The following is a 20270-nucleotide window of genomic DNA, read 5'->3' as shown; positions in this document are numbered from 1 at the left end:
CGCTAGCACGGTGGCGTGGCGGCGGGCATGCTCGAATGCATGGAACTTGACGCGGAGGCCTGCTACCGGGCCGTGCAGTCCCGTGACACCCGGTTCGACGGGCAGTTCTACACGGCGGTTCGCACCACGGGAATCTACTGCCGACCGTCCTGTCCTGCCATCACACCAAAACGGCAGAATGTCTCATTCCATCCCACCGCCGCCTCCGCGCAGGCCGATGGCTATCGGGCGTGCCGACGGTGTCTGCCGGACGCGGCGCCGGGATCGCCGCTGTGGAATGTCAAGTCCGACTTAGCTGTTCGCGCGATGCGCCTCATCAGCGATGGCGTGGTCGAGCGTGAAGGTGTCGAGGGCTTGTCTCGTGCCCTGGGATACTCGAGTCGCCAACTCAACAGGGTCCTGCTGGCTGAGCTCGGCGCGGGCCCGCTGGCCCTGGCACGGGCGAATCGGGCCACCACCGCGCGTCTGCTGATTCAGCGGACCGGGCTGGCCATGTCCGATATCGCTTTTGCGGCAGGGTTTTCCAGTATCCGGCAGTTCAACGACACGATTGCGGCGGTGTTCGCAACCACACCGTCGAAGCTGCGGACCGAATTGCCCCGCCGGGAAGACCTGACATCGGCTCCGACACCTAGCGGAGTCAGTCTCAAACTTCCCCTGCGGCAGCCTCATAACGTCGCGTGGTCCACCTGGCTGCTGGAACATCACTGCGCGCACGGTGTCGAAGACTTTTCCGAGGGGCGCTACACCCGGGCGCTGCGGATGCCTCACGGTCCGGTCGTCGTGACCCTGACGGTGGCCGCCGATCAGGTACGGGCGGACCTGCAGCTCGCCGATATGCGCGACTTGGCACCTGCGGTAGCGCGCCTGCGTCACCTTCTTGATCTCGACGCCGACCCCGCCGCGGTCGATGACGCATTGTCGTCGCATCCCGCGCTGACCCCCCTCGTTGCCGAGGCTCCCGGAATCAGGGTACCCGGAACGGTCGACGGGTCAGAGCTGCTGTTACGCACCATGATCGGTCAGCAGATCTCGGTGTCCGCGGCCAACACGGCGACAGCAAACCTGGTTGCCAGGCTCGGTGAGGAAGTGACGGACATGACGGGGCGGGTGACTCACCTGTTTCCCACCACCGAATCTGTCGCCGCAGCGGGCGCGGGGGTATTGGCTGGTCCAGCGGCACGGATCGGCGCAATTGTCGGAGCAGCGGACAGGCTTGCGACGGGTAAGCTGGAGTTGCATCAGGGCATGGCCGCCGCCGACATGCGTAGGCAGCTGTTGGAAATCAAGGGAATCGGACCCTGGACCGCGGACTACGTGGTGATGCGTCAACTCGCTGATCCAGATGTCCTGCTCGAACACGATTTGGTGCTGCGCCGCGGCGCGTTGGCCGAGGGGATCGACCTCGCGGCCGCCCGTGACTGCTCGCCGTGGCGTTCGTATGTATCTATGCACCTGTGGCGCAAGGGGATCGCCGCGCAGACACGTCAACGCAACCGCACGCGGAAAGGAAACTCATGAGCGACTACACGACACTGACCACCCCGGTAGGACCATTCACCGCCATCGTCGACGGGTCGGGCGCGGTCCTGGCCTCGGGGTGGACGGACTCCCCCGACCTGCTGCGCGCGCTGATTCATCCGACGTTGCGCCCGCAGACCCTCAGCCGCAAGCGTGACCTCGGGAAAGTCACCAAGGCTGTCACCGACTACCACGCGGGCGATCTGACCGCCATCGACCCGATTCCCGTCACCCAGCAGTCCGGAGATTTCCTGATGCATGCCTGGGACGTGTTGCGCAGTGTCGATCCGGAGGCACCCATCACCTACAGCGAGTTCGCCGCGCGCGCTGGGCGACCCGCTGCCATCCGTGGCGCCGCCAGTGCGTGCGCGCGTAACGCGGCGGCGCTGTTCGTCCCGTGTCACCGGGTGTACCGAGTCGGTGGCGCATTGGGAGGCTTCCGCTATGGGCTTCCTATCAAGCGATGGCTACTTGATCACGAGGCTTCCGCCGCAACCTGACCCACTGGGTGACGAGTACTGCCGCCAGCGCGGTGGGTACCGCCGCGGCGAGGGTCTGGCCATCTTCGGAGAACATCATGAGGGCGAAGAGTCCGCCGAACCCTAAGAGCACCAATCGAAGTGCGGACCAACGTGGTGCGCGCAGAGAAAGTGTCTGTGCGGCGAGCACTCCGAGGAGAAGTGCTGTGAGGTGTCCTACCTCGGTGAAGGTTTGGTTGCATGCGATGGACACGGCGCCGACGGAGATCCAGCCCGCTATCCAGGAGGCGCGCCAGCGCGGCGGGATCGATGCCGTCAGTGCCCCGACGACGGCGGCCGCTCCATAACTCATCCCTACGTCACTGGCCCGTGCGAGGGATACCGGGGCCCAGTGCATCCAGATCGCCAGCGCCGTTCCGACCCCGACGATGAGGGTTGCGCCTATGTGCCCGAGGGCAAAGGTCAATGCCAAACGTCCGCTGCGCCATTGAAGCTCAGCGAGGGCGAGAATGCAGATCAAGCCGGGAAGCCATAGATAGATCGGCCCCGCGTCGGTGACAAAGGCACTGCCGATGAGCGTCCCCAGCCGTCCCTGATGAAGATTGTGCAGATTGGTACTGGCATGCGCGACAACTCGGTCTTGCACGCGCGGACCTTCCACAACCAGCACCGTGGCCACCGCGACCAGCGCGACCGCATAAGCGATCGTCACTCGTAGCCGAACTAGCGCGGCCCAGACTCTCCGCATGACCCATGATCGCACCGTCTAGACGCGACCGTCATCTCCCGCCGCTGGTAGTTCCCTGCGAGTTTCGAGCAGGTACATCTTCATGTTCTCGGGCACGCCTGCGGGCCTGCTGGAGAACAGCGGTCTCCGGACGGGCGTGGGTGAGAGGCCCAAGTGATCGAGAAGCACCAGGGGCACCTTGGCCAGAGCGGGTTGCGAGATCGCCAAGCCACCCTTGGTGGCGCTCTCCATGACACGGGCCGCGATGTTCACGTCGACGCCAAGCCAGTCCGATCCGATGCGCTGAGGCGTCCCGGTGTGGATGCCGATCCGCATCAGCGGCGTATATCCCTGGATTTCAACGTTTCTCAATGCCTCGCGGGCGGGAAGGACAGCACGTAGGGCCGTCACCGGGTCGTCGAAGACGGCCATGATGCCGTCACCCATACGCTTGACCACCTGGCCCCCGGCGTTGAGCATGGGTGGCTCGGCGACCGATGCCACGCGGCGCAGCAATTTCAGGGTCGCCTCGTCGCCGGCCTCAAGTGCCCATCCCGAGAATCCGACGAGGTCGGTGAAGACCAGCGTGACCTCCCGATTGGCCGGTTGCTTGCTGACTTTCTCGGTGAAGGCCTGCCAGATCTGCAGCGCGCCGAACCCGAACTCGCGGAACGCGGTATCCCTGTCGGTCACCAACCGGTCGGCCGCACGCGCCACCGCACTCGCCCCACCAAAACCGCTTGTGGACAAAGGATCACCGAAGTATGGGTCGCCGGGCAGTGAACGGCGGGCGCGGCGTACCGCCGCCACGACGGTGGGATCCCGATCCATCTTGCGAAACCAGTCACCGGCCGTACGTGACGCGCGCGCGATCTGCCGAGACGTGGGTTCGGTGGGATCGGAGTCTTCCGCCGGCACCGCGTTGTCTGCCGACTCCGCGGCGAGGTCATGCCGCACAGGCCCACGGGTGCGGCCTCGCCTGCGCTTACGGATTCCAGTGTCGTGCTCACGGTCCGGATCGGCATCGAGGCCTGACGGCTCGACATCCACCGCATCAGCCTATGTGCTGGGGTGTGCGGCGGCAATCTCGTCGTTGCCAGTGTCGCGATGGCTGGGCGCCCCTCCTCAACTGCCTGGTCACAGTCGGTCGGCGCTGGTAGCGGCAGCGTGGAGCTTCGGACACGGTTGGCAAACGGTTCCCAATACCCCAAGGGGACTCGTGGACAACGTCGGTTGTCACCCATATCGTGCGTGATAGGCACCACACAGGAGGGTCAACGATGACATCCGCCACTGCCAGCCGAGGTGCTCGGCGATCTGCGCGCGAGCACGCGTCCGGAGCGCGATCGCCCGCCGAGCCAGCGCATGAAATCGATCAGGACGACGCACCGCAACCGCTGGGCCCAGATTCGCTGACATGGAAGTACTTCGCAGATCTGCGCACCGGGCTGCTTGGCGTGTGGATCGGATCCATCCAGAACATGTACCCGGAGTTGGGCGCCGGTGTCGAGGATCATTCGATCCTGTTGCGCGAACCTCTGCAACGGGTCACGCGTTCGGTCTTTCCCATCATGGGCGTGGTCTACGACGGCGACCGCGCCGCGGACACCGGGCGCCAGATTCGGGGGTACCACGACACCATCAAAGGTGTCGATGGCAAGGGACGGCGGTACCACGCCCTCAATCCGGAGACCTTCTATTGGGCTCACGCCACGTTCTTCATGCTCATCATCAACACCGCCGAGTACTTCTGTGGCGGGCTTACCGAGACAGAAAAGCGGCAGCTGTTCGCCGAGCACGTCCAGTGGTACCGGATGTACGGCATGAGCATGCGGCCGGTGCCCAATTCCTGGGAAGAGTTCCAGGAGTACTGGGCGCGGGTCTGTGATGACCAACTGGAGATCAATCGGGCCGCGTTGGATATCTTCCACATTCAGATCCCGAAGCCGAAGTACGTACTGATGCCGGACTTCCTCTGGCAGCAGATCTGGGCCCCGGCCAGAGTATTTCAGAACTGGGTCGCCACCGGAGTGTTCAGTTCTTCGGTGCGCGAGAAGGCCGGCATGCGTTGGACCCCTGGTGACGAAGTGCTCCTGCGATTGTTTGGCAAAGTGGTGCAGCTGGCGTTCAGTCCCCTGCCGGAGGACATCCGGCTCCATCCGCGTGCGGTATCGGCATACAAGCGCGCACGGGGAGAGTTGCCGCCTGATGCACCCCTCGTCGAGGCACCCAAGATCACCGCACCACCGCGGGACAGGCGGGGAATGCCCATGCACTACGTACCGCCGTCGGTCCAGCCGACGTCGCTCACCGCGCGTGCGGGCGAGCTGTTGCATGCCGCCTTCTCGTTGGCCTCTCCCCGGTGGGCCATCCGGGGTGGTCGCGAGGTCGCGTAACACCTGTTTACGCAGCTTTTACAGGGCACTTCTGTGGCGTAGACCACATTTTCGGCCGCGAAATTCCTATCGCCTGACAGACGAAACTGCGTCGTCCGGACAACGGGTTCACCGTGCCGTGAGCGGCCCGACACGCGGTGTTCATCGGGCGATTAGCCCAGCGCACCAACTAGTTCGGACAGCCTGTCTTTTGTCGATTGTCGGCGTCCAGCAACACATCATCAACTCACCGTGAAGGAAATTCAGGGGTGAGGACGCTTGTCCCCCAAGGCGATTCCTGTGAACGGGCTGTGAGTTTTGATCAGCGGCGGTGTTTTCGCAGGCGTATCTTTCCGTCAGCTTGATAACGGACCTATCACACCGACCGGTAATCGACGACGCCGCAATAGCTCCCAAACTCAGACACAGGTTCACCACCATTCACATCCGCAAGGGGAAACGAGGCACTCAGATGGCAGTACGTAAGCGAGTCGGCGCCGTCATGGCGTTGTTCACCGCGATCTGTACCTTGGCTACGGCTCCGGCCCAGGCCGATCCGGTGTCCATGGCGCCGCAGACGTACACCAAGGTAAGTCGTGACGGGTGGACGCTGATGATCCGGATCGACCACGAGACCATCAACTCGGTACCCAACCTGGCCGAGGCCTCCAACTCCCGCGAGGCGTTCGTGACCTTCGACGCGACGGCGATCGCCACCGGAGGGTCCGCCCCGATCACCGACAGCCTGTTCATCGCGGGATACCAACTGGGTTGTCAGACAGACGTTTCCAGCGGTCTGCAGATCGGTGGCACCGGCGGTCTGGCCGGGTCTGTGGGCTACAGCGGTGGTCCGTCGGTCGGTGGTTCGGGTGGTCTCGCCGGGTTTGTGCAGACCATCTTGCAGCCTGGTGTGATCACCGACCTCCCCCTGGCCAACATGGCGTTGAGTGATAGCGGCAAGGCGATGCTCGATGTCGATAATCTGCACATCAAGGCCGACGCGTGCGGCGGCGATGTCACCATCCGCTCGTATGTCTACTTGAGGATCTCGACCGCCTCGGCGCACACTGAGTTCGCCATCTACGGCGACCCGATCAAGATCTAGGGAGGTACTTGTGCCGAAAAGGAAGATCGTTGCCGCCATGGCAGGTGTCGCCGGAGCGCTCGCGTTGGGAGCGCTCCCGGCGCCCACCGCGCTCGCTGACCCACCGGGAATACCTTTCGTGCCCGGCGTACCGGCACCACTGCCCGCCACCCCCGGCAGCTACACGTACATCTACAACAACTTCCCGGCGGTGGCGCCGGCCGCGGTGGACGCGCGCGGCGTGAAGATCGCCGCCAACGCCGATCCCGCGGCCGGCGCTGCCGGACTGCCGGGCAGCAAGTTGGGCAATGCCGCTCATCCCGCGAACGTGTTGACCTCTTCCAGCACGCGGTACGGGATTCAGGGCGGCACGACGCCCGCCGCCCCTGCCAGCACCACGGGGGTGCAGTTCGGTGCGGGGAACGAGAACCCCGCGCTGGAGGATCCACACGGTGCACCGCCGCAGAGCGCGGCCGGGATCGAGGCGACCGCCCCGACGGTGATGCCGGGAGCGCCAACCCCTCCGGTTCTCGAGTCGCCGGATGGTCAACCGCCGAAAGCCGCGGAGGAGCCGGCCGCCGGCTAGGCGCCCGGACCAATGTCGACAAAGAGGGCCCCCTGTTGAACAGGGGGCCCTCTTTGTCGACGAAATAGAGCGAGTGACGGGACTCGAACCCGTGTGAACGGCTTTGCAGGCCGGTGCCTAGCCTCTCAGCCACACCCGCGTCGAGCACCGATCATGCCGAACCACGATGCGCGACACGAGTGTTGGACTCAGAGTGATCGCAGCGGGGCCTAGCCGGTGAGGCGGGAGTAGTTCGCGCCGGTGAGCTCTACCGACTTCTCCCATAGCCGCGCCGCCAGCTGCGCATCACGTGCCTCGCTGGATCGGGGCGCACGAGCCACCGGACCGCGCGCACCCGTCAGTTGAGTGGGGCCAAGGTAGTCGTCGGGCTGCACATCGGGCATCGATGCCGCGTACAGCTCAGCCTCGGCGCCCTGACGCTCGTCCTGGAGCACCAGACCCATGCCGAAGTAGAAGGCCTTATGCAGCCCTGGGATCTTCGGGATCATGGAGTCGAACAGGTTGGTGGCGGCCACCCCGGGGTGCACATTCACCGACACCAGTGAGGATCCGGCGGCGGCGGCCTTGCGGGCCAGCTCCGAGCCAAACAGCATGCAGGCGAGCTTCGAGGCGCGGTATGCGGTCATCCGGTTGTACCGACGCTGGGTGAAGTTCAGATCATCGACCTTCAGCTGATTGCGTCCCTGCGCGTGCGCGACACTTCCCAGCGACACCACCCGGGGTGCGTCGGCAGCGAGCAGCGAGGGCAGCAGCGCGTCGGTCAAGACGAAGTGACCGAGGTGGTTGACACCGATCTGCATCTCGAATCCCTCGGCGGTACGCCGCAGCGGGATCGCCATGACGCCGGCGTTGTTGATCAGTACATCGACAGTGGGCGCCTGAGTGCGGATCGCGTCCGCGGCGGACCGCACGGAGGCAAGGCTGGTGAGGTCCAGTTCGACCAGCGCATGATCGGCGTTGGGCCCCAGTGAGCGCACCTTGTCCAGCGCTGCCCGCCCGGTCTCCTGGTTGCGGCAGGCCAGCACGACGCGGGCACCGGCGCGGGCCAGCGCCTCGGCGGCGACGAGACCTAGGCCATTGTTCGCGCCGGTGATGACGTGTGTCTTACCGGTCTGGTCGGGAACATCCGACTCACGAAAGTGCCTGATCTGCAGGGGTGCGGGCATTAGGTTCCTCGATCCGTGGAAGTTACTAGTACTCGTCGTTACGGCTTTGTCGGATAGTACTGGAGGCTATTGACCGCGATGCATCCGCGCCGTGGCGTATAGGCAAATCGACGCGGCGCTGGCCAGGTTGAGGCTTTCGGCTCCCCCGCGCATCGGGATGCTGATCCGATGTGTAGCCAGTGCGGCCGTCGCGCTGTCGAGCCCGTGCGCTTCGTTTCCGAAGATCCAGGCACAGGCCCCGGCCAGCACCGGATCGGCATCGTCGAGCGACAGCTCGCCGTCGAGGGTGGTGGCCAGCACTGCCCCACCCCGCGCGGTGAGGTCCGCGGCGATCGACGCCGCATCTCCCTCCGGTATGACGGGGATGTTGAAAATGCTGCCCGCCGAGGCACGCAGGCTCTTGCCGTTGAACGGGTCGACGCTGTTACCAGCCAGTACCACGGCGTCGGCGCCCATCGCGTCGGCAACGCGAATCAGGGTGCCCGCGTTGCCCGGCTCCGAGATATCAACGGCGACAACGATGAACCGTGGTGAAAGCGCGACGATCTGAGGCCACGTGGCCGCGATGGAACGGCACTCGGCTACCAGCCCGACCGGAGTCACGGTGTCGGACAATGCTTTCGCGGCACGTTCGGTCACCAGATGTATGGGTGCGTCAACCAAGAGGCCCGCGAATCGCTCTGCCGCAGCCTCGGTCGCGAAGACACGTTCTACCGCGCCGGACCGCAGTGCGGCCTCGACCAGGTTGGGGCCTTCCGCCAGAAAAAGACCGGCCCGCCGACGGGCGGCGGGCCGGTGCAGCTTGACCGCGTCGATCACTGTTTGTGACCGCTCAGTCAGAGCCGAGTTGCTCAGGCGGCTTCCCCGGCTGGAGCGTTGACGTCCTCAGGCAGCGCGGCCTTGGCGACCTCGACCAGCGCGGTGAACGCGGCCGCATCGCTGACAGCCAGCTCGGCGAGGTTCTTGCGGTCAACCTCGACGCCCGCGATCTTCAGGCCCTGGATGAATCGGTTGTAGGTGATGTCGTTGGCGCGAGCCGCGGCGTTGATACGCGCGATCCACAACTTGCGAAACTCACCCTTGCGGGCGCGACGGTCCCGGTATGCGTAGGTCAGCGAGTGCAGCTGCTGTTCCTTGGCCTTGCGGTACAAGCGCGACCGCTGACCGCGGTAGCCCTTGGAGGCCTTCAGGATTGTCCGGCGCTTCTTCTGGGCGTTGACGGCCCTTTTCACGCGTGCCATAAGTATTCCTTATTAGTGATTTCTAGTGATGCAGGTGCTGTGTATTGGGGTGGTCGTGAACGCGGCTGCTAGCCGGTCAGCATCTTCTTGACGCGCTTGGCGTCGTTCTCTGCAACCACGGCGCGGCCGTCGAGACGACGGGTGCGGCTGGTGGGCTTGTGCTCCAGCAGGTGGCGACGGTTCGCCTTCTGGCGCACGATCTTTCCGCTACCGGTGGTGCGGAAGCGCTTCGACGCACCGCTGTGGGTCTTGGCCTTGGGCATCTTGGTGTTCCCTGTCCTTCGTTTTCCGTACTAGGTCTGTTCGGTGGGCGCTTGCTCGGCCGCTGGGGCCGCCTGGGCTGGGGCCGGCCCTGCAGGAGCTTCGGCCTGCTGAGCCGCCTTGGCCCGGGTCTTCGCACCCCGGTGTGGCGCCAGCACCATCGTCATATTGCGGCCGTCCTGCTTCGCGGAGGTCTCCACGAAGCCGTACTCGGCGACGTCTGCGCCGAGCCGCTGCAACAGCCGGTAGCCCAGTTCGGGCCTCGACTGTTCGCGTCCGCGGAACATGATCGTCACCTTGACCTTGGATCCGGCTTCCAAGAAGCGCACAACGTGGCCCTTCTTGGTTTCGTAGTCGTGATCGTCGATCTTCGGCCGAAGCTTTTGTTCCTTGACAACGGTCTGCTGCTGGTTCTTGCGAGACTCGCGCTCCTTCAGAGCCGTCTCGTACTTGAACTTGCCGTAGTCCATGATCTTGCAGACCGGGGGCCTGGCGTCTGGGGCTACCTCGACAAGGTCGAGATCGGCGTCTGCGGCGACGCGAAGCGCATCTTCGATCCGCACGATGCCGACCTGTTCGCCTTTCGGGCCGATCAAGCGGACTTCGGGTACGCGGATGCGTTCATTGATGCGGGTCTCAGTGCTGATGTGGCCTCCCTGGCTCGTCCTCTAACTGTCGTGACCGAAACACAGATCGACAGGGACATAAAGCGGGGTCCATCAGCACTCTGCTCATTACGAACAGAAAAGCCCTGCTCATGGCAGGGCCCGAAGCCGACCGGTCACGACGACATACGCCGTTCTGCAGATCGCAGAACAACCACCCGGAGGTGGCTGGACCGGACCGCTGTACCGTATGGCCAGCGGTGGGAGCGGGACTCCACTTGATGTCCCCGACGGAGCCGGGAACGGTCGCGCATGACAGTCTAGCAGCCGTGACCGATGACCTTGACCACGACGAGCCCCTCACCGAGTCGATCCGCGAGCTCGCCGATATCCCGGCGATCGAGGTGATCACCAAGGCCATTGTGATGCTGATGAGCTCCAGTGCCGAGAAACTGGGCCTGTCCTCCCCCGATCCCGACGAAAGCCCACATCGGGATCTCGACGAGGCCCGCCGGCTGATCACCGCACTTGCCGGTCTGGTGGCGGCCTCGGTCGAATACCTGGGCCCGCACGCCGCGCCGATCCGCGATGGATTGCAGAGTCTGCAGAAGGCGTTCCGCGAAGCCAGCGCCGTCCCGGACGAACCCGGCCAGGGGCCCGGCGAGAAGTACTTGCGCTGAGCGTCAGTGAACTCCCAGCTACACGGCCTATCCTCGCTAGGTGACATCTGAGGTTTCTGTCTCACCGCCACTAGCCGGCCCGGGAATTGGCAAGACCCCCAAGCCGATTCCCTCACCCACCTCGACACTGCACTGGGTACCGACCTTCTTCGGGTGGCTCGTCGGGGTCTTCGCGGCGATGATCTTCCTGTCGAGTATCTCGCCGATCATCCGGCACCTGACACAGGTTCCCCGGGCATTTATCGACGAGTATCTGTTCGACTGGCCGGACACCAGCCTCGCGTGGGCCTTCGTGCTGTCACTGCTGGCGGCGGCACTCGCGGTGCGCAAGAGCATGGCGTGGTGGATCCTGCTGATCAACCTGTCGGTGCTGTCGGCCCTCAATATCGGCGGTTTCATTCAGCATCGCGACACCGTCGAGATCCTTGGGCTGGTGCTCCACGGCGGCACGATCATCCTGCTGATCCTCGCGCGGCATGAGTTTTACGCGAAGGTGCGGCGCGGTGCGACGGTCAAGGCCGTTGCCGTGCTCATCGGTGGATTGACGCTCGGAACAGTCGTCGCCTGGAGTCTCACCGAGATGTTTCCGGGGACCTTGGCGCGATCCGATCGCTTCTGGTGGGCGCTGAACCGTGTGGCCGGGTTCTCCCTCGCGGGCCACGAGTTCTTCGACGGTCATCCGCATCTGTTCCTCAACTGGCTCTTCGGTCTGTTTGGGGCGCTGGCCCTGATGTCCGCGGCCGTGGTGCTCTTCCGCTCCCAGCGCGCGGTCAATGCGCTGACCGGCGACGACGAATCCCTGATTCGGGGTCTACTGGATCGGTACGGGCAGGACGATTCCCTCGGATACTTCGCGACACGGCGCGACAAGGCGGTGATCTTCGCGCCCAACGGCCGTGCGGCCGTGACATATCGCGTGGAGGTCGGCGTCTGCCTGGTCAGCGCGGACCCCATCGGGGACAAAACAGCATGGAGCCAGGCCATTGCCGCCTGGCTACAGGTATGCCAGGCGTACGGCTGGGCGCCCGCGGTGATGGGCGCGAGCGCCGAGGGTGCGCTCGCCTACCGCGAACACGGCCTGAACGCACTCGAACTCGGCGACGAGGCGATCCTGTACCCGCGGTCATTCTCGATATCAGGTCCGCACATGGCGGCGGTCCGCCAGGCCGTCAACCGCGCCCGGCGCTCGGGACTGTCGGTGCGTATCCGCCGCCATCGTGAATTGACGGCGGACGAGGCGAAACAGATCATCGCCAACGCCGACATGTGGCGCGACGGCAATACCGAACGCGGATTCTCGATGGCCCTCGGGCGATTGGGTGACTCGACCGACGGTGACTGCCTGCTGGTGGAGGCGGTCGACCCCGACGGCAACGCCGTCGCCATGCTGTCACTGGTGCCCTGGGGAGCCAATGGGGTGTCCCTCGAATTGATGCGCCGTTCGCGTCAATCGCCCAACGGCACCATCGAATTCATGGTTACCGAGCTACTCACCCGGGCAGAGGCCATGGGAATCACCCGGGTTTCTCTCAACTTCGTGATGTTCCGCTCGGTCTACGCGGACGGCTCCCGTATCGGAGCGGGCCCCGTGCTCCGGCTGTGGCGCTCGGTGTTGATGTTCGCCTCACGGTTCTGGCAGTTCGAGCAGCTGTACCGCTCCAACGTGAAGTATCAACCCGAATGGGTGCCTCGATTCGCCTGCTACGAGGACGCCCGGCTCATCCCCCGGATCGGCATCGCTTCGGTGATCGCCGAGGGGTTCCTGGTCTTGCCGTTCGGCAACCGCGACAAGCCAAGGCACACCGGTCAATACAGTGCGGTGCCGCAGGCCATCGTGGCCACCGGACTGCTGCACCACGATGGCACCGCGCCCGACCTGCCGCCTCAGCCAACGGCACTGCAGCGGATCCCCGAGCAGGTGAAGGTGCGGCTTGGCAAGCTTGCGGCCTTGCAGGAGCGAGGAATCGACGCCTATCCGGTCGGCTCGCCGCCCAGCCACACCGTTGCCGAGGCGCTGGCCGCCGCCGACGGTACCGAGGTAGTCGTCAGCGGTCGCCTGCTGCGCATCCGTGACTATGGCGGTGTGCTTTTCGCGCAGCTGCGCGACTGGTCGGCAGAGGTACAGCTACTCATCGACGACCCACTCCTGCATGAAGAGTTCACCGCTGCCATCGATCTCGGCGACCTGGTCGAGGCCAGTGGGGTCATGGGTCAGTCGCACAATGGCACGCGGTCCGTACTGGTGCGATCGTGGCGAATTATCGGTAAGTGCCTGCATCCGTTGCCCGATAAGCGAAAGGGTCTCACCGACCCCGAAGCAAGAGTGCGCGCTCGATACCTTGATCTGGCGATCAACCCCGAGGCCAGAGATCAGATCGCGGCGCGCAGCGCGATCATCACGTCGCTGCGCAACACCTTGCTGTCACAGGGATTCTTAGAGGTCGAGACGCCGATCCTGCAGCAGGTGCACGGTGGAGCCAACGCTCGCCCATTCCTGACGCATATCAACGCCTACAACCTGGACCTGTATCTGCGCATCGCGCCCGAGCTGTATCTCAAGCGACTCTGCGTGGGCGGCGTGGAAAGGGTCTTCGAACTAGGCCGGGCCTTCCGCAATGAGGGTGTGGACTTCAGCCACAATCCCGAATTCACCCTGCTGGAGGCGTATCAGGCTCATGCCGATTATCTGACCTGGGCCAAGACAACCCAACAGCTGATCCAGAACGCCGCCAAGGCGGCGCATGGCAGCGAAGTGGTGATGCGGGCGGGCGGAGAAGGCGCGGACGGAAAGCTGATCCCCGTCGACGTCAGCGGCGAGTGGCCGATCATCCCGGTGCACCAGGCGATCTCGGAAGCCCTCGGCGAACAGGTCGATGCCACAACGGAAGTGCCTACGCTGCAAAGGTTCTGCCGGTCAGCGGAGGTGCAGTTCAATCCGCGATGGGATGCCGGGCACCTGGCGCTCGAGCTCTACGAGCAGCTCGTCGAAAAGCACACCACCACACCCACGTTCTACAGCGATTTTCCGGTGTCGGTGTCCCCGCTGACGCGCCCGCACCGGAGCATCGACGGTCTTGCTGAGCGGTGGGATCTGGTGGCCTGGGGTGTCGAGCTCGGCACCGCGTACACCGAGTTGACCGACCCGGTGGAGCAGCGGCGACGCCTGTACGAGCAGTCACTTCTCGCGGCGGGTGGTGACGCCGAGGCCATGGAACTCGACGAGGACTTCCTGCGTGCGATGGAGTACGCGATGGCGCCCACTGGCGGTATGGGTATGGGGGTCGACCGCGTGGTCATGCTCATCACGGGGCGCAGCATTCGCGAGACCCTGCCGTTCCCGCTCGCCAAACCCCGGTAACCACGGCGAATCCGTTCGCATTCCGTATCCGGACTCGTCAAATACCTGACAGACAATTCACAGGTAACTAGGCCATCATGGGTGCGTGTCCGGTCATGACATCTCGTTGTTACATGGGAGCTTCCCCGTCTCCATGCAGGTCATTGCCGGTTTTGCGCTCGTCATCGCGATAGGACTGCGTAGTCGTCAGTGGTTTCAGCGCTGGTTACCCGTAGCGGTGGCCGTCGGCGCCACGCTTGCCGTGTGGGCGTACTGGTACATCAACTCCGAGGGCTGGGCCGATAGGGGAAATCCTGCCCCTCTCATGCTGTGGGTGTGGATCGCACTCACCGGAGTGGCCGCCACGGTCCTGTTGGTGGGCTGGCGCACGGCGCACTGGTGGCGTCGCGCGGTCGCGATCACCGCGGTGCCGCTCGCGCTCCTTTCAGGATCGCTGATGCTGAATCAATGGACGGGATACGTGCGCAGCGTCCAGTCCGGCTGGGCACAGTTGACCGCCGGCCCGCTGCCCAACCAGGCCGATATGGCCACGGTGACGGCCGCTCGCGAGGAGCGCCGCGGTCCGACGATGACGAAGGGCAAGCTCGTACCGGTGGACATCCCGGCCGATGCCAGTGGATTTCGCCATCGCCAGGAGATCGTCTACCTGCCCCCGGCCTGGTTCGACTCCACCCGCACCCAGCTGCCGACAATCATGATGATCGGCGGCGAGTTCAACACCCCGAGTGACTGGATTCGCAGCGGGAACGCGGTCGAGGCGGCGGATGCCTTCGCCAGCCAGCATGGCGGGAACGCGCCCGTCATGGTGTTCGTCGACGCCGGTGGCTCGTTCAACAACGACACCGAATGTGTGAACGGCCCGCGCGGCAACTCCGCCGACCATCTCACCAAGGACGTTGTCCCGTTCATGGTGTCGCGCTTCGGAGTCAGTCCACGGCCGCAGAACTGGGGCGTGGTGGGCTGGTCGATGGGTGGCACGTGCGCGGTGACGCTTGCCGTCAAACACCCCGAATTGTTCAGCACCTTCGAGGACATCGCCGGTGACATGTCGCCGAATACCGGCAACAAGACACAGACCATTGCCCGTCTTTTCGGCGGTGACACGTCGGCGTGGGAGCAGTTCGATCCGGCAACGGTGATGTCACGTCACGGGCGGTATGCGAACACCGCCGGATGGTTCGACGTCAACGGACTGCACCGAGCGGGGTCCGGAGCGCTCACCAGTACCGGAGCGGCACCGGGCGCCTCGGCCTCTGTTCCACTGAGCGATCAGGACCGTGCCGCGCACCGCCTATGCGAGATTGGTGCGGCGCAAGGGATCTCATGCACGGTGCAGCACAAGCCCGGCGAACACAAATGGCCGTTCGCGCAGACGGCGTTCACCTCGGCGCTCCCCTGGATGGCGGGCCGGATCGGCACGCCCACGGTGCCCGATGTGCCGTTGCCGCGCTGACTGTTCTGCGCGGCGGAGTAGCGTCGAGCGGTATGTCCGATACGCCTGATCCGGGATACACCGACAGCGGTGTGCCGACCTTCGAGTCGGTGCGCGAGAAGATCGAAACCCGATCCGGCACGGCTGCCGGGTCCGCTGAGCTGGACGCCGAGAGCGACGAGGGCCGCGCGGTCGAGGAGCAGTTCGACGCCAGGGCCCGCGCAGCGGCCGAGCGGCTCGAGGAAATCCGCAGGTCGATGCGTGAGGAAGCTAGCCCGTCGCGGCCCGACGGGCAATCGCCTGCTCGCGAATGAGGCTGCGCCGCACCTTGCCTGAGTCCTCACGAAGCGGCTCCGCGACAAACTCGATGGTGCGCGGAACCTTATACCGGACAATCTCGTCGAGCAGGTAGTCGCGCAGCTGGTCTTCGGTCACGTTTCCCTCGGCGTGTACAACCGCGTGCACGATCTGCCCGAGGTCGTCATCGGGTAGGCCCACGACGACACTGTCGACCACTCCGGGGTAACCGTTCATGACGGATTCCACTTCCGCGGGAAACACATTCGCTCCGCCTGTCACGATCAGGTCGGTACGGCGATCACTCATGTAGAGGTAGCCGTCGTCATCAAGCCAGCCGAGATCGCCGATGGATTCCCACGTTCCGACCCGCTTGATCTCAGCGCCAAGGTATTTGTAGGGCTTGGGAGTCCCTTCCCACGGGCGCATGAAGATCTCTCCCACCTCCCCGGAAGGCAACGGATTTCCCTCCTCGTCCAGGATCGTCAGTTCACCGAGCGCAGGCTTGCCGACGGAGCCGCGGTGGGCCAACCATTCCGGTCCGGTGATGATGGTTCCGCCGATGGCCTCGGTGCCGGCGTACAACTCCCAGATCACCTCCGGGCCCAGCAGATCGATCCATGCTTGTTTCAGCCACACCGGACACGGAGCGGCCATGTGCCACAGCACCCGAATGGTGGACAGGTCGAATTGACCGGGATGCTGCCGAACCTCACGCAGTATTCGCGACATCATCGTGGGTACCACCTGCAACCAGGTGACCTTGTGTGTGTCGATCAGTTCGAGCGCTTGCAGCGCGTCAAACTTCGGCTGGACGATCAGATGATGGCCCAGCAGCAGCCCGTATGACGAAAACATCAGCGGCGCATTGTGATACAGCGGACCAGCGACGAGCTGGGCATCACCCGGCAGCATGCCCATCATCTCACCGGCAGCCGGGCCGGTGATGGCTGCGGGACTGGGGGCGAGAATGATCTTGGGGCGCCCGGTACTGCCTCCGGAGGTCGGCGCCTTCCAGGCCGGCGATACCACCTCAGGCAATGGCCCGGCGGCCTGATCTTCGGCTAGGGGTTCGAATCCTGCCTGCACACACACGCGATCCGGATGATCAGCCGGGTCCACCCCCACCACGAGAGCGGAATCGGCGAGCTCGACGATTGCCCGGCGTTCCGCGAGCGGCAGGCGCCACGACACCGGCTGAGGGGTGGCGCCGAGCTTCCATACCGCGATCTGAGCGGCGAAGAACTCCACCGAGTTGGGCAATCCGATGGTGACGAGGTCGCCCTGCCGTACACCGAGGCGGTGATACGCGTGTGCCAAGGCGGTGGCACGACGCTCCAGTTCCGCCCTCGTGACCGACTCGGTACCGCAGGTGATCGCCGGGGCATCCGGCGACGATTCCGCGAGGTTGGCGAGGATACGAACGAACGGTTCACCAACTGCCGCGTCAGTCATGAATGCCACCCTAGACCGGCGTGACAACCTTCCTGGTACGCGGTTTGGCGGGCGGCTTTCCAGTGCTCTTGGCCGGGGCCTTCGCGGGGGTCTTACCGTTCCTGACTGGCTTGGGCAATAGGTCTGCCAGGAACTCACCGGTATAGCTGCCCGCGGTCTGTGCCACCGCCTCGGGTGCGCCCTGCGCCACCACGGTGCCGCCGCCCGATCCACCTTCGGGGCCCATGTCGATGACCCAGTCCGACGTCTTCACGACATCCAGGTTGTGCTCGATCACGATGACGGTGTTGCCCTTGTCGACCAGACCGTTGATCACGGTGAGCAGCTTGCGGATGTCCTCGAAATGAAGACCGGTGGTGGGCTCGTCGAGGATGTACACGGTCTTGCCCGTTGAGCGCTTCTGCAGCTCGGCGGCCAGCTTGACGCGCTGCGCCTCACCGCCGGAGAGCGTCGGAGCCGGCTGTCCCAGCCGCACATAGCCCAGGCCGACTTCCACCAACGTGTTCAGATACCGGTGGATAGAGGTGATGGGCTCGAAGAATCCGGCGGCTTCCTCGATGGGCATGTCCAGCACCTGCGCGATGGTCTTGCCCTTGTAGTGGACCTCGAGCGTTTCCCGGTTGTAGCGGGCGCCGTGGCACACCTCGCATGGCACGTACACATCCGGCAGGAAGTTCATCTCGATCTTGATGGTGCCGTCACCCGTGCAGGCCTCGCAGCGACCGCCCTTGACGTTGAAGGAGAACCGGCCGGGCTGATAACCGCGCACCTTGGCCTCGGTGGTCGCCGCGAACAGCGTGCGAATCTTGTCGAAGACCCCGGTGTAGGTCGCGGGATTGGAACGGGGTGTGCGGCCGATCGGCGACTGGTCGACCCGTACGAGCTTGTCGACCTGGTCCAACCCGGTCACCCGGGTGTGTCGCCCGGGCACTTGGCGTGCACCGTTGAGCTTGTTGGCCAACACGGTGGCGAGGATGTCGTTGACCAGTGTCGACTTCCCCGAACCGGACACTCCGGTGACCGAGGTCAGTACCCCGAGCGGGAAGGGGACGTCGATGTCCTTGAGGTTGTGCTCACGCGCGCCGACCACCGTGACCTGACGCTTGGAATCGATCGTGCGACGCATCGGAGGCAGCGGAATGCTTTCCGCGCCAGAAAGATACGAGCCGGTGACGGAGTTCTTGTTTTTCAGCAGCTCGGCGTAGGTGCCACTGTGCACCACTTGCCCGCCGTGCTCCCCCGCGGCCGGTCCGATATCGACGACCCAGTCGGCGTGTTTGATGGTGTCCTCGTCGTGCTCCACGACGATCAACGTGTTGCCCAGATCCCTAAGCCGCGTGAGTGTTTCGATGAGTCTGCGGTTATCGCGCTGGTGCAGACCGATCGACGGCTCGTCGAGTACATAAAGCACACCCACCAACCCCGAGCCGATCTGAGTGGCCAGACGGATGCGCTGTGCCTCGCCACCGGACAACGTGCCCGCAGCGCGCGACAACGACAAGTACTGCAGGCCAACGTCCAGCAGGAAGCCCAGCCGGAACTGGACTTCCTTGAGTACCTGCCCGGCGATGGCTTGTTCACGGTGCCCGAGTGTCAACCCGTTGAGGAACTGCGCGCACTCGGCGATGGAGAGGTCACAGACCTCTGCGATCGACTTGGTGCCGTGCTCTCCGGCGGTCAGAGTGACGGAAAGAATTTCCGGCTTGAGCCGGGTCCCGTTGCACTCGGGGCACGGGATGTCCCGCATGAAACCCTCATAGCGCTCCTTGGCCCATTCCGACTCTGTCTGCTCCATGCGCCGTTGCAGAAAGGCCAGTACGCCTTCGAATTCGGCGTAGTAGGAACGCGTGCGGCCGTACCGGTTCTTGTATCGGACATGGACCTGCTCGGACGAGCCGTCCAGGAGCGCCTTTTTGGCTGCGGCCGGAAGCTTCTTCCAGGGTGTGTCCACGTCGAATCCGAGGGCGTCGCCCAGCCCGGCCATGAGGCGGACGAAGTAGTCGGCGTTCTGGCCCATCGACCAGGGCGCGATGGCGCCCTCGGCGAGGGTCATGTCCGGGTCGGGGACCACCAGGTCCGGGTCGACTTCCTTCTTGATTCCCAGCCCGGTGCACTCGGGGCAGGCGCCGTAGGGCGAGTTGAAGGAAAACGACCGTGGTTCAAGATCGTCCACGGCGAGCGGGTGGCCATTGGGGCAGGCGAGTTTCTCGGAGAACCTGCGTTCGCGCTGCGCAGAGTCCTCATCGGCATCGACGAACTCGAGTACCACGATGCCGTCGGCAAGGCGCAGGGCCGTCTCCACCGAGTCCGTCAGGCGCTGTTTGGCGCTGCTCTTGACGGCGAGACGGTCGATGACTACCTCGATGTCGTGCTTCTCTTGCTTCTTGAGCTTGGGCGGATCGGTGAGCGAATGCACCACGCCGTCAACCCGAATGCGGCTGTATCCCTGGGAGTTCAGCTGTTCGAAGAGATCGACGAACTCGCCCTTACGTGTGCGCACCACGGGAGCGAGCACCTGGAATCGCAGGCCCGCCTCCATGTCCAGCACCTGGTCGACGATCTGCTGCGGGGTCTGCTTGGCGATCTTCTCCCCGCATACCGGGCAATGCGGTGTGCCGGCCCGCGCGTACAGCAGACGCAGGTAGTCGTAGACCTCGGTGATGGTGCCCACGGTGGACCGCGGGTTGCGGTTGGTGGATTTCTGGTCGATAGAGACCGCGGGAGACAGCCCCTCGATGAAATCGACATCGGGCTTGTCCATCTGCCCCAGGAACTGGCGGGCGTACGCGGACAGCGACTCGACGTACCTGCGTTGTCCCTCGGCGAAGATGGTGTCGAAGGCCAGGCTCGACTTCCCGGATCCGGAGAGACCCGTGAAGACGATAAGGCTGTCTCGGGGTAGGTCAAGGTCAATACCGCGCAGGTTGTGCTCACGCGCGCCCCGCACGATCAGACGGTCGGCCACCTGTCTCCTTTCACACTGCCCAATGTGCAGGTGTTTTC

The 20270-nt window shown here is 64.5% G+C and carries 18 protein-coding genes and 1 tRNA gene; 9 read left to right on the top strand and 10 right to left on the bottom strand.

From position 1 onward, the window contains the following. The first annotated feature begins 39 nt into the window (after nucleotides 1-39). Nucleotides 40-1521 carry a DNA-3-methyladenine glycosylase 2 family protein gene (locus tag B4400_RS19960; RefSeq protein WP_078312357.1) on the top strand — a complete coding sequence of 494 codons (1482 nt, stop codon included), beginning with the start codon at nucleotides 40-42 and terminating at the stop codon, nucleotides 1519-1521. Then, on the top strand, nucleotides 1518-2021 hold the full coding sequence (locus B4400_RS19955) for a methylated-DNA--[protein]-cysteine S-methyltransferase (RefSeq protein WP_078312311.1): 504 nt from the start codon (nucleotides 1518-1520) through the stop codon (nucleotides 2019-2021). Before B4400_RS19960 ends, B4400_RS19955 begins: the two co-directional genes overlap by 4 nt. Here the strand turns inward: B4400_RS19955 and B4400_RS19950 are convergent. Further along, on the bottom strand, nucleotides 1978-2712 hold the full coding sequence (locus B4400_RS19950; protein WP_078312310.1) for a rhomboid-like protein: 735 nt from the start codon (nucleotides 2710-2712) through the stop codon (nucleotides 1978-1980). The two genes, B4400_RS19955 and B4400_RS19950, sit on opposite strands and share 44 nt — an antisense overlap. A gap of 54 nt (nucleotides 2713-2766) precedes the next feature. Next, nucleotides 2767-3777, bottom strand: a complete 1011-nt coding sequence (locus tag B4400_RS19945) for an adenylate/guanylate cyclase domain-containing protein (protein ID WP_078312309.1) — start codon at nucleotides 3775-3777, stop codon at nucleotides 2767-2769. Nucleotides 3778-4007: 230 nt separating this feature from the next. Here B4400_RS19945 and B4400_RS19940 point away from each other — a divergent pair, with 230 nt between their 5' ends. The 3 genes from B4400_RS19940 to B4400_RS19930 all read left to right on the top strand — a co-directional run bounded on the left by B4400_RS19940 (nucleotide 4008) and on the right by B4400_RS19930 (nucleotide 6772). Next, entirely contained in the window at nucleotides 4008-5123 is a 1116-nt protein-coding gene (locus B4400_RS19940) for an oxygenase MpaB family protein (RefSeq protein WP_078312308.1), read from the top strand. Between the two features lie 481 nt (nucleotides 5124-5604). Beyond that, nucleotides 5605-6207 (top strand): MspA family porin, encoded by a 603-nt coding sequence (locus B4400_RS19935; RefSeq protein ID WP_078292678.1) that lies wholly within the window; start codon nucleotides 5605-5607, stop codon nucleotides 6205-6207. Nucleotides 6208-6217: 10 nt separating this feature from the next. Then, nucleotides 6218-6772, top strand: coding sequence for a hypothetical protein (locus B4400_RS19930; RefSeq protein WP_078312307.1), 555 nt, complete (start codon nucleotides 6218-6220; stop codon nucleotides 6770-6772). A 68-nt stretch (nucleotides 6773-6840) separates the two neighbouring features. Here B4400_RS19930 and B4400_RS19925 read toward each other — a convergent pair. The 6 genes from B4400_RS19925 to infC form a co-directional block, all read right to left on the bottom strand. Then, nucleotides 6841-6911 (bottom strand) — tRNA-Cys (locus B4400_RS19925). A gap of 70 nt (nucleotides 6912-6981) precedes the next feature. Further along, nucleotides 6982-7938, bottom strand: coding sequence for an oxidoreductase (locus tag B4400_RS19920; protein WP_078312306.1), 957 nt, complete (start codon nucleotides 7936-7938; stop codon nucleotides 6982-6984). 66 nt (nucleotides 7939-8004) lie between these two features. Continuing rightward, entirely contained in the window at nucleotides 8005-8757 is a 753-nt protein-coding gene (locus B4400_RS19915; protein WP_078312305.1) for a TrmH family RNA methyltransferase, read from the bottom strand. A gap of 32 nt (nucleotides 8758-8789) precedes the next feature. Next, complete coding sequence (rplT, locus tag B4400_RS19910; RefSeq protein ID WP_005058700.1) at nucleotides 8790-9179, bottom strand: 50S ribosomal protein L20; 390 nt, start codon at nucleotides 9177-9179, stop codon at nucleotides 8790-8792. 68 nt (nucleotides 9180-9247) lie between these two features. After that, complete coding sequence (gene rpmI / locus B4400_RS19905) at nucleotides 9248-9442, bottom strand: 50S ribosomal protein L35 (protein ID WP_005058702.1); 195 nt, start codon at nucleotides 9440-9442, stop codon at nucleotides 9248-9250. A gap of 30 nt (nucleotides 9443-9472) precedes the next feature. After that, nucleotides 9473-10087 (bottom strand): translation initiation factor IF-3, encoded by a 615-nt coding sequence (gene infC, locus B4400_RS19900; protein ID WP_078312304.1) that lies wholly within the window; start codon nucleotides 10085-10087, stop codon nucleotides 9473-9475. Between the two features lie 287 nt (nucleotides 10088-10374). Between infC and B4400_RS19895 the strand changes: the two genes are divergently transcribed. The 4 genes from B4400_RS19895 (at nucleotide 10375) to B4400_RS19880 (ending at nucleotide 15829) form a co-directional block, all read left to right on the top strand. Continuing rightward, nucleotides 10375-10725: a DUF1844 domain-containing protein gene (locus B4400_RS19895; protein ID WP_078312303.1), complete on the top strand. Its 351-nt coding sequence runs from the start codon at nucleotides 10375-10377 to the stop codon at nucleotides 10723-10725. An 85-nt stretch (nucleotides 10726-10810) separates the two neighbouring features. Continuing rightward, entirely contained in the window at nucleotides 10811-14083 is a 3273-nt protein-coding gene (lysX, locus tag B4400_RS19890) for a bifunctional lysylphosphatidylglycerol synthetase/lysine--tRNA ligase LysX (protein WP_286151400.1), read from the top strand. A 133-nt stretch (nucleotides 14084-14216) separates the two neighbouring features. After that, nucleotides 14217-15536, top strand: coding sequence for an alpha/beta hydrolase (locus B4400_RS19885; protein ID WP_078312301.1), 1320 nt, complete (start codon nucleotides 14217-14219; stop codon nucleotides 15534-15536). A gap of 32 nt (nucleotides 15537-15568) precedes the next feature. After that, nucleotides 15569-15829: a hypothetical protein gene (locus B4400_RS19880; protein WP_078312300.1), complete on the top strand. Its 261-nt coding sequence runs from the start codon at nucleotides 15569-15571 to the stop codon at nucleotides 15827-15829. Here the strand turns inward: B4400_RS19880 and B4400_RS19875 are convergent. Beyond that, nucleotides 15786-17267: an AMP-binding protein gene (locus tag B4400_RS19875; RefSeq protein WP_078312356.1), complete on the bottom strand. Its 1482-nt coding sequence runs from the start codon at nucleotides 17265-17267 to the stop codon at nucleotides 15786-15788. The genes B4400_RS19880 and B4400_RS19875 overlap by 44 nt on opposite strands. Before the next feature lie 10 nt (nucleotides 17268-17277). Then, nucleotides 17278-20232: an excinuclease ABC subunit UvrA gene (uvrA, locus tag B4400_RS19870; protein WP_078312299.1), complete on the bottom strand. Its 2955-nt coding sequence runs from the start codon at nucleotides 20230-20232 to the stop codon at nucleotides 17278-17280. Nucleotides 20233-20270 lie beyond the last annotated feature (38 nt).

Source organism: Mycobacterium sp. D16Q13 (genome assembly GCF_002013375.1).
In the GTDB taxonomy this organism is placed as follows: domain Bacteria; phylum Actinomycetota; class Actinomycetes; order Mycobacteriales; family Mycobacteriaceae; genus Mycobacterium.
Note: the sequence above shows the minus strand (reverse complement) of the source record. Positions and strands in the feature narration are given on the sequence as shown.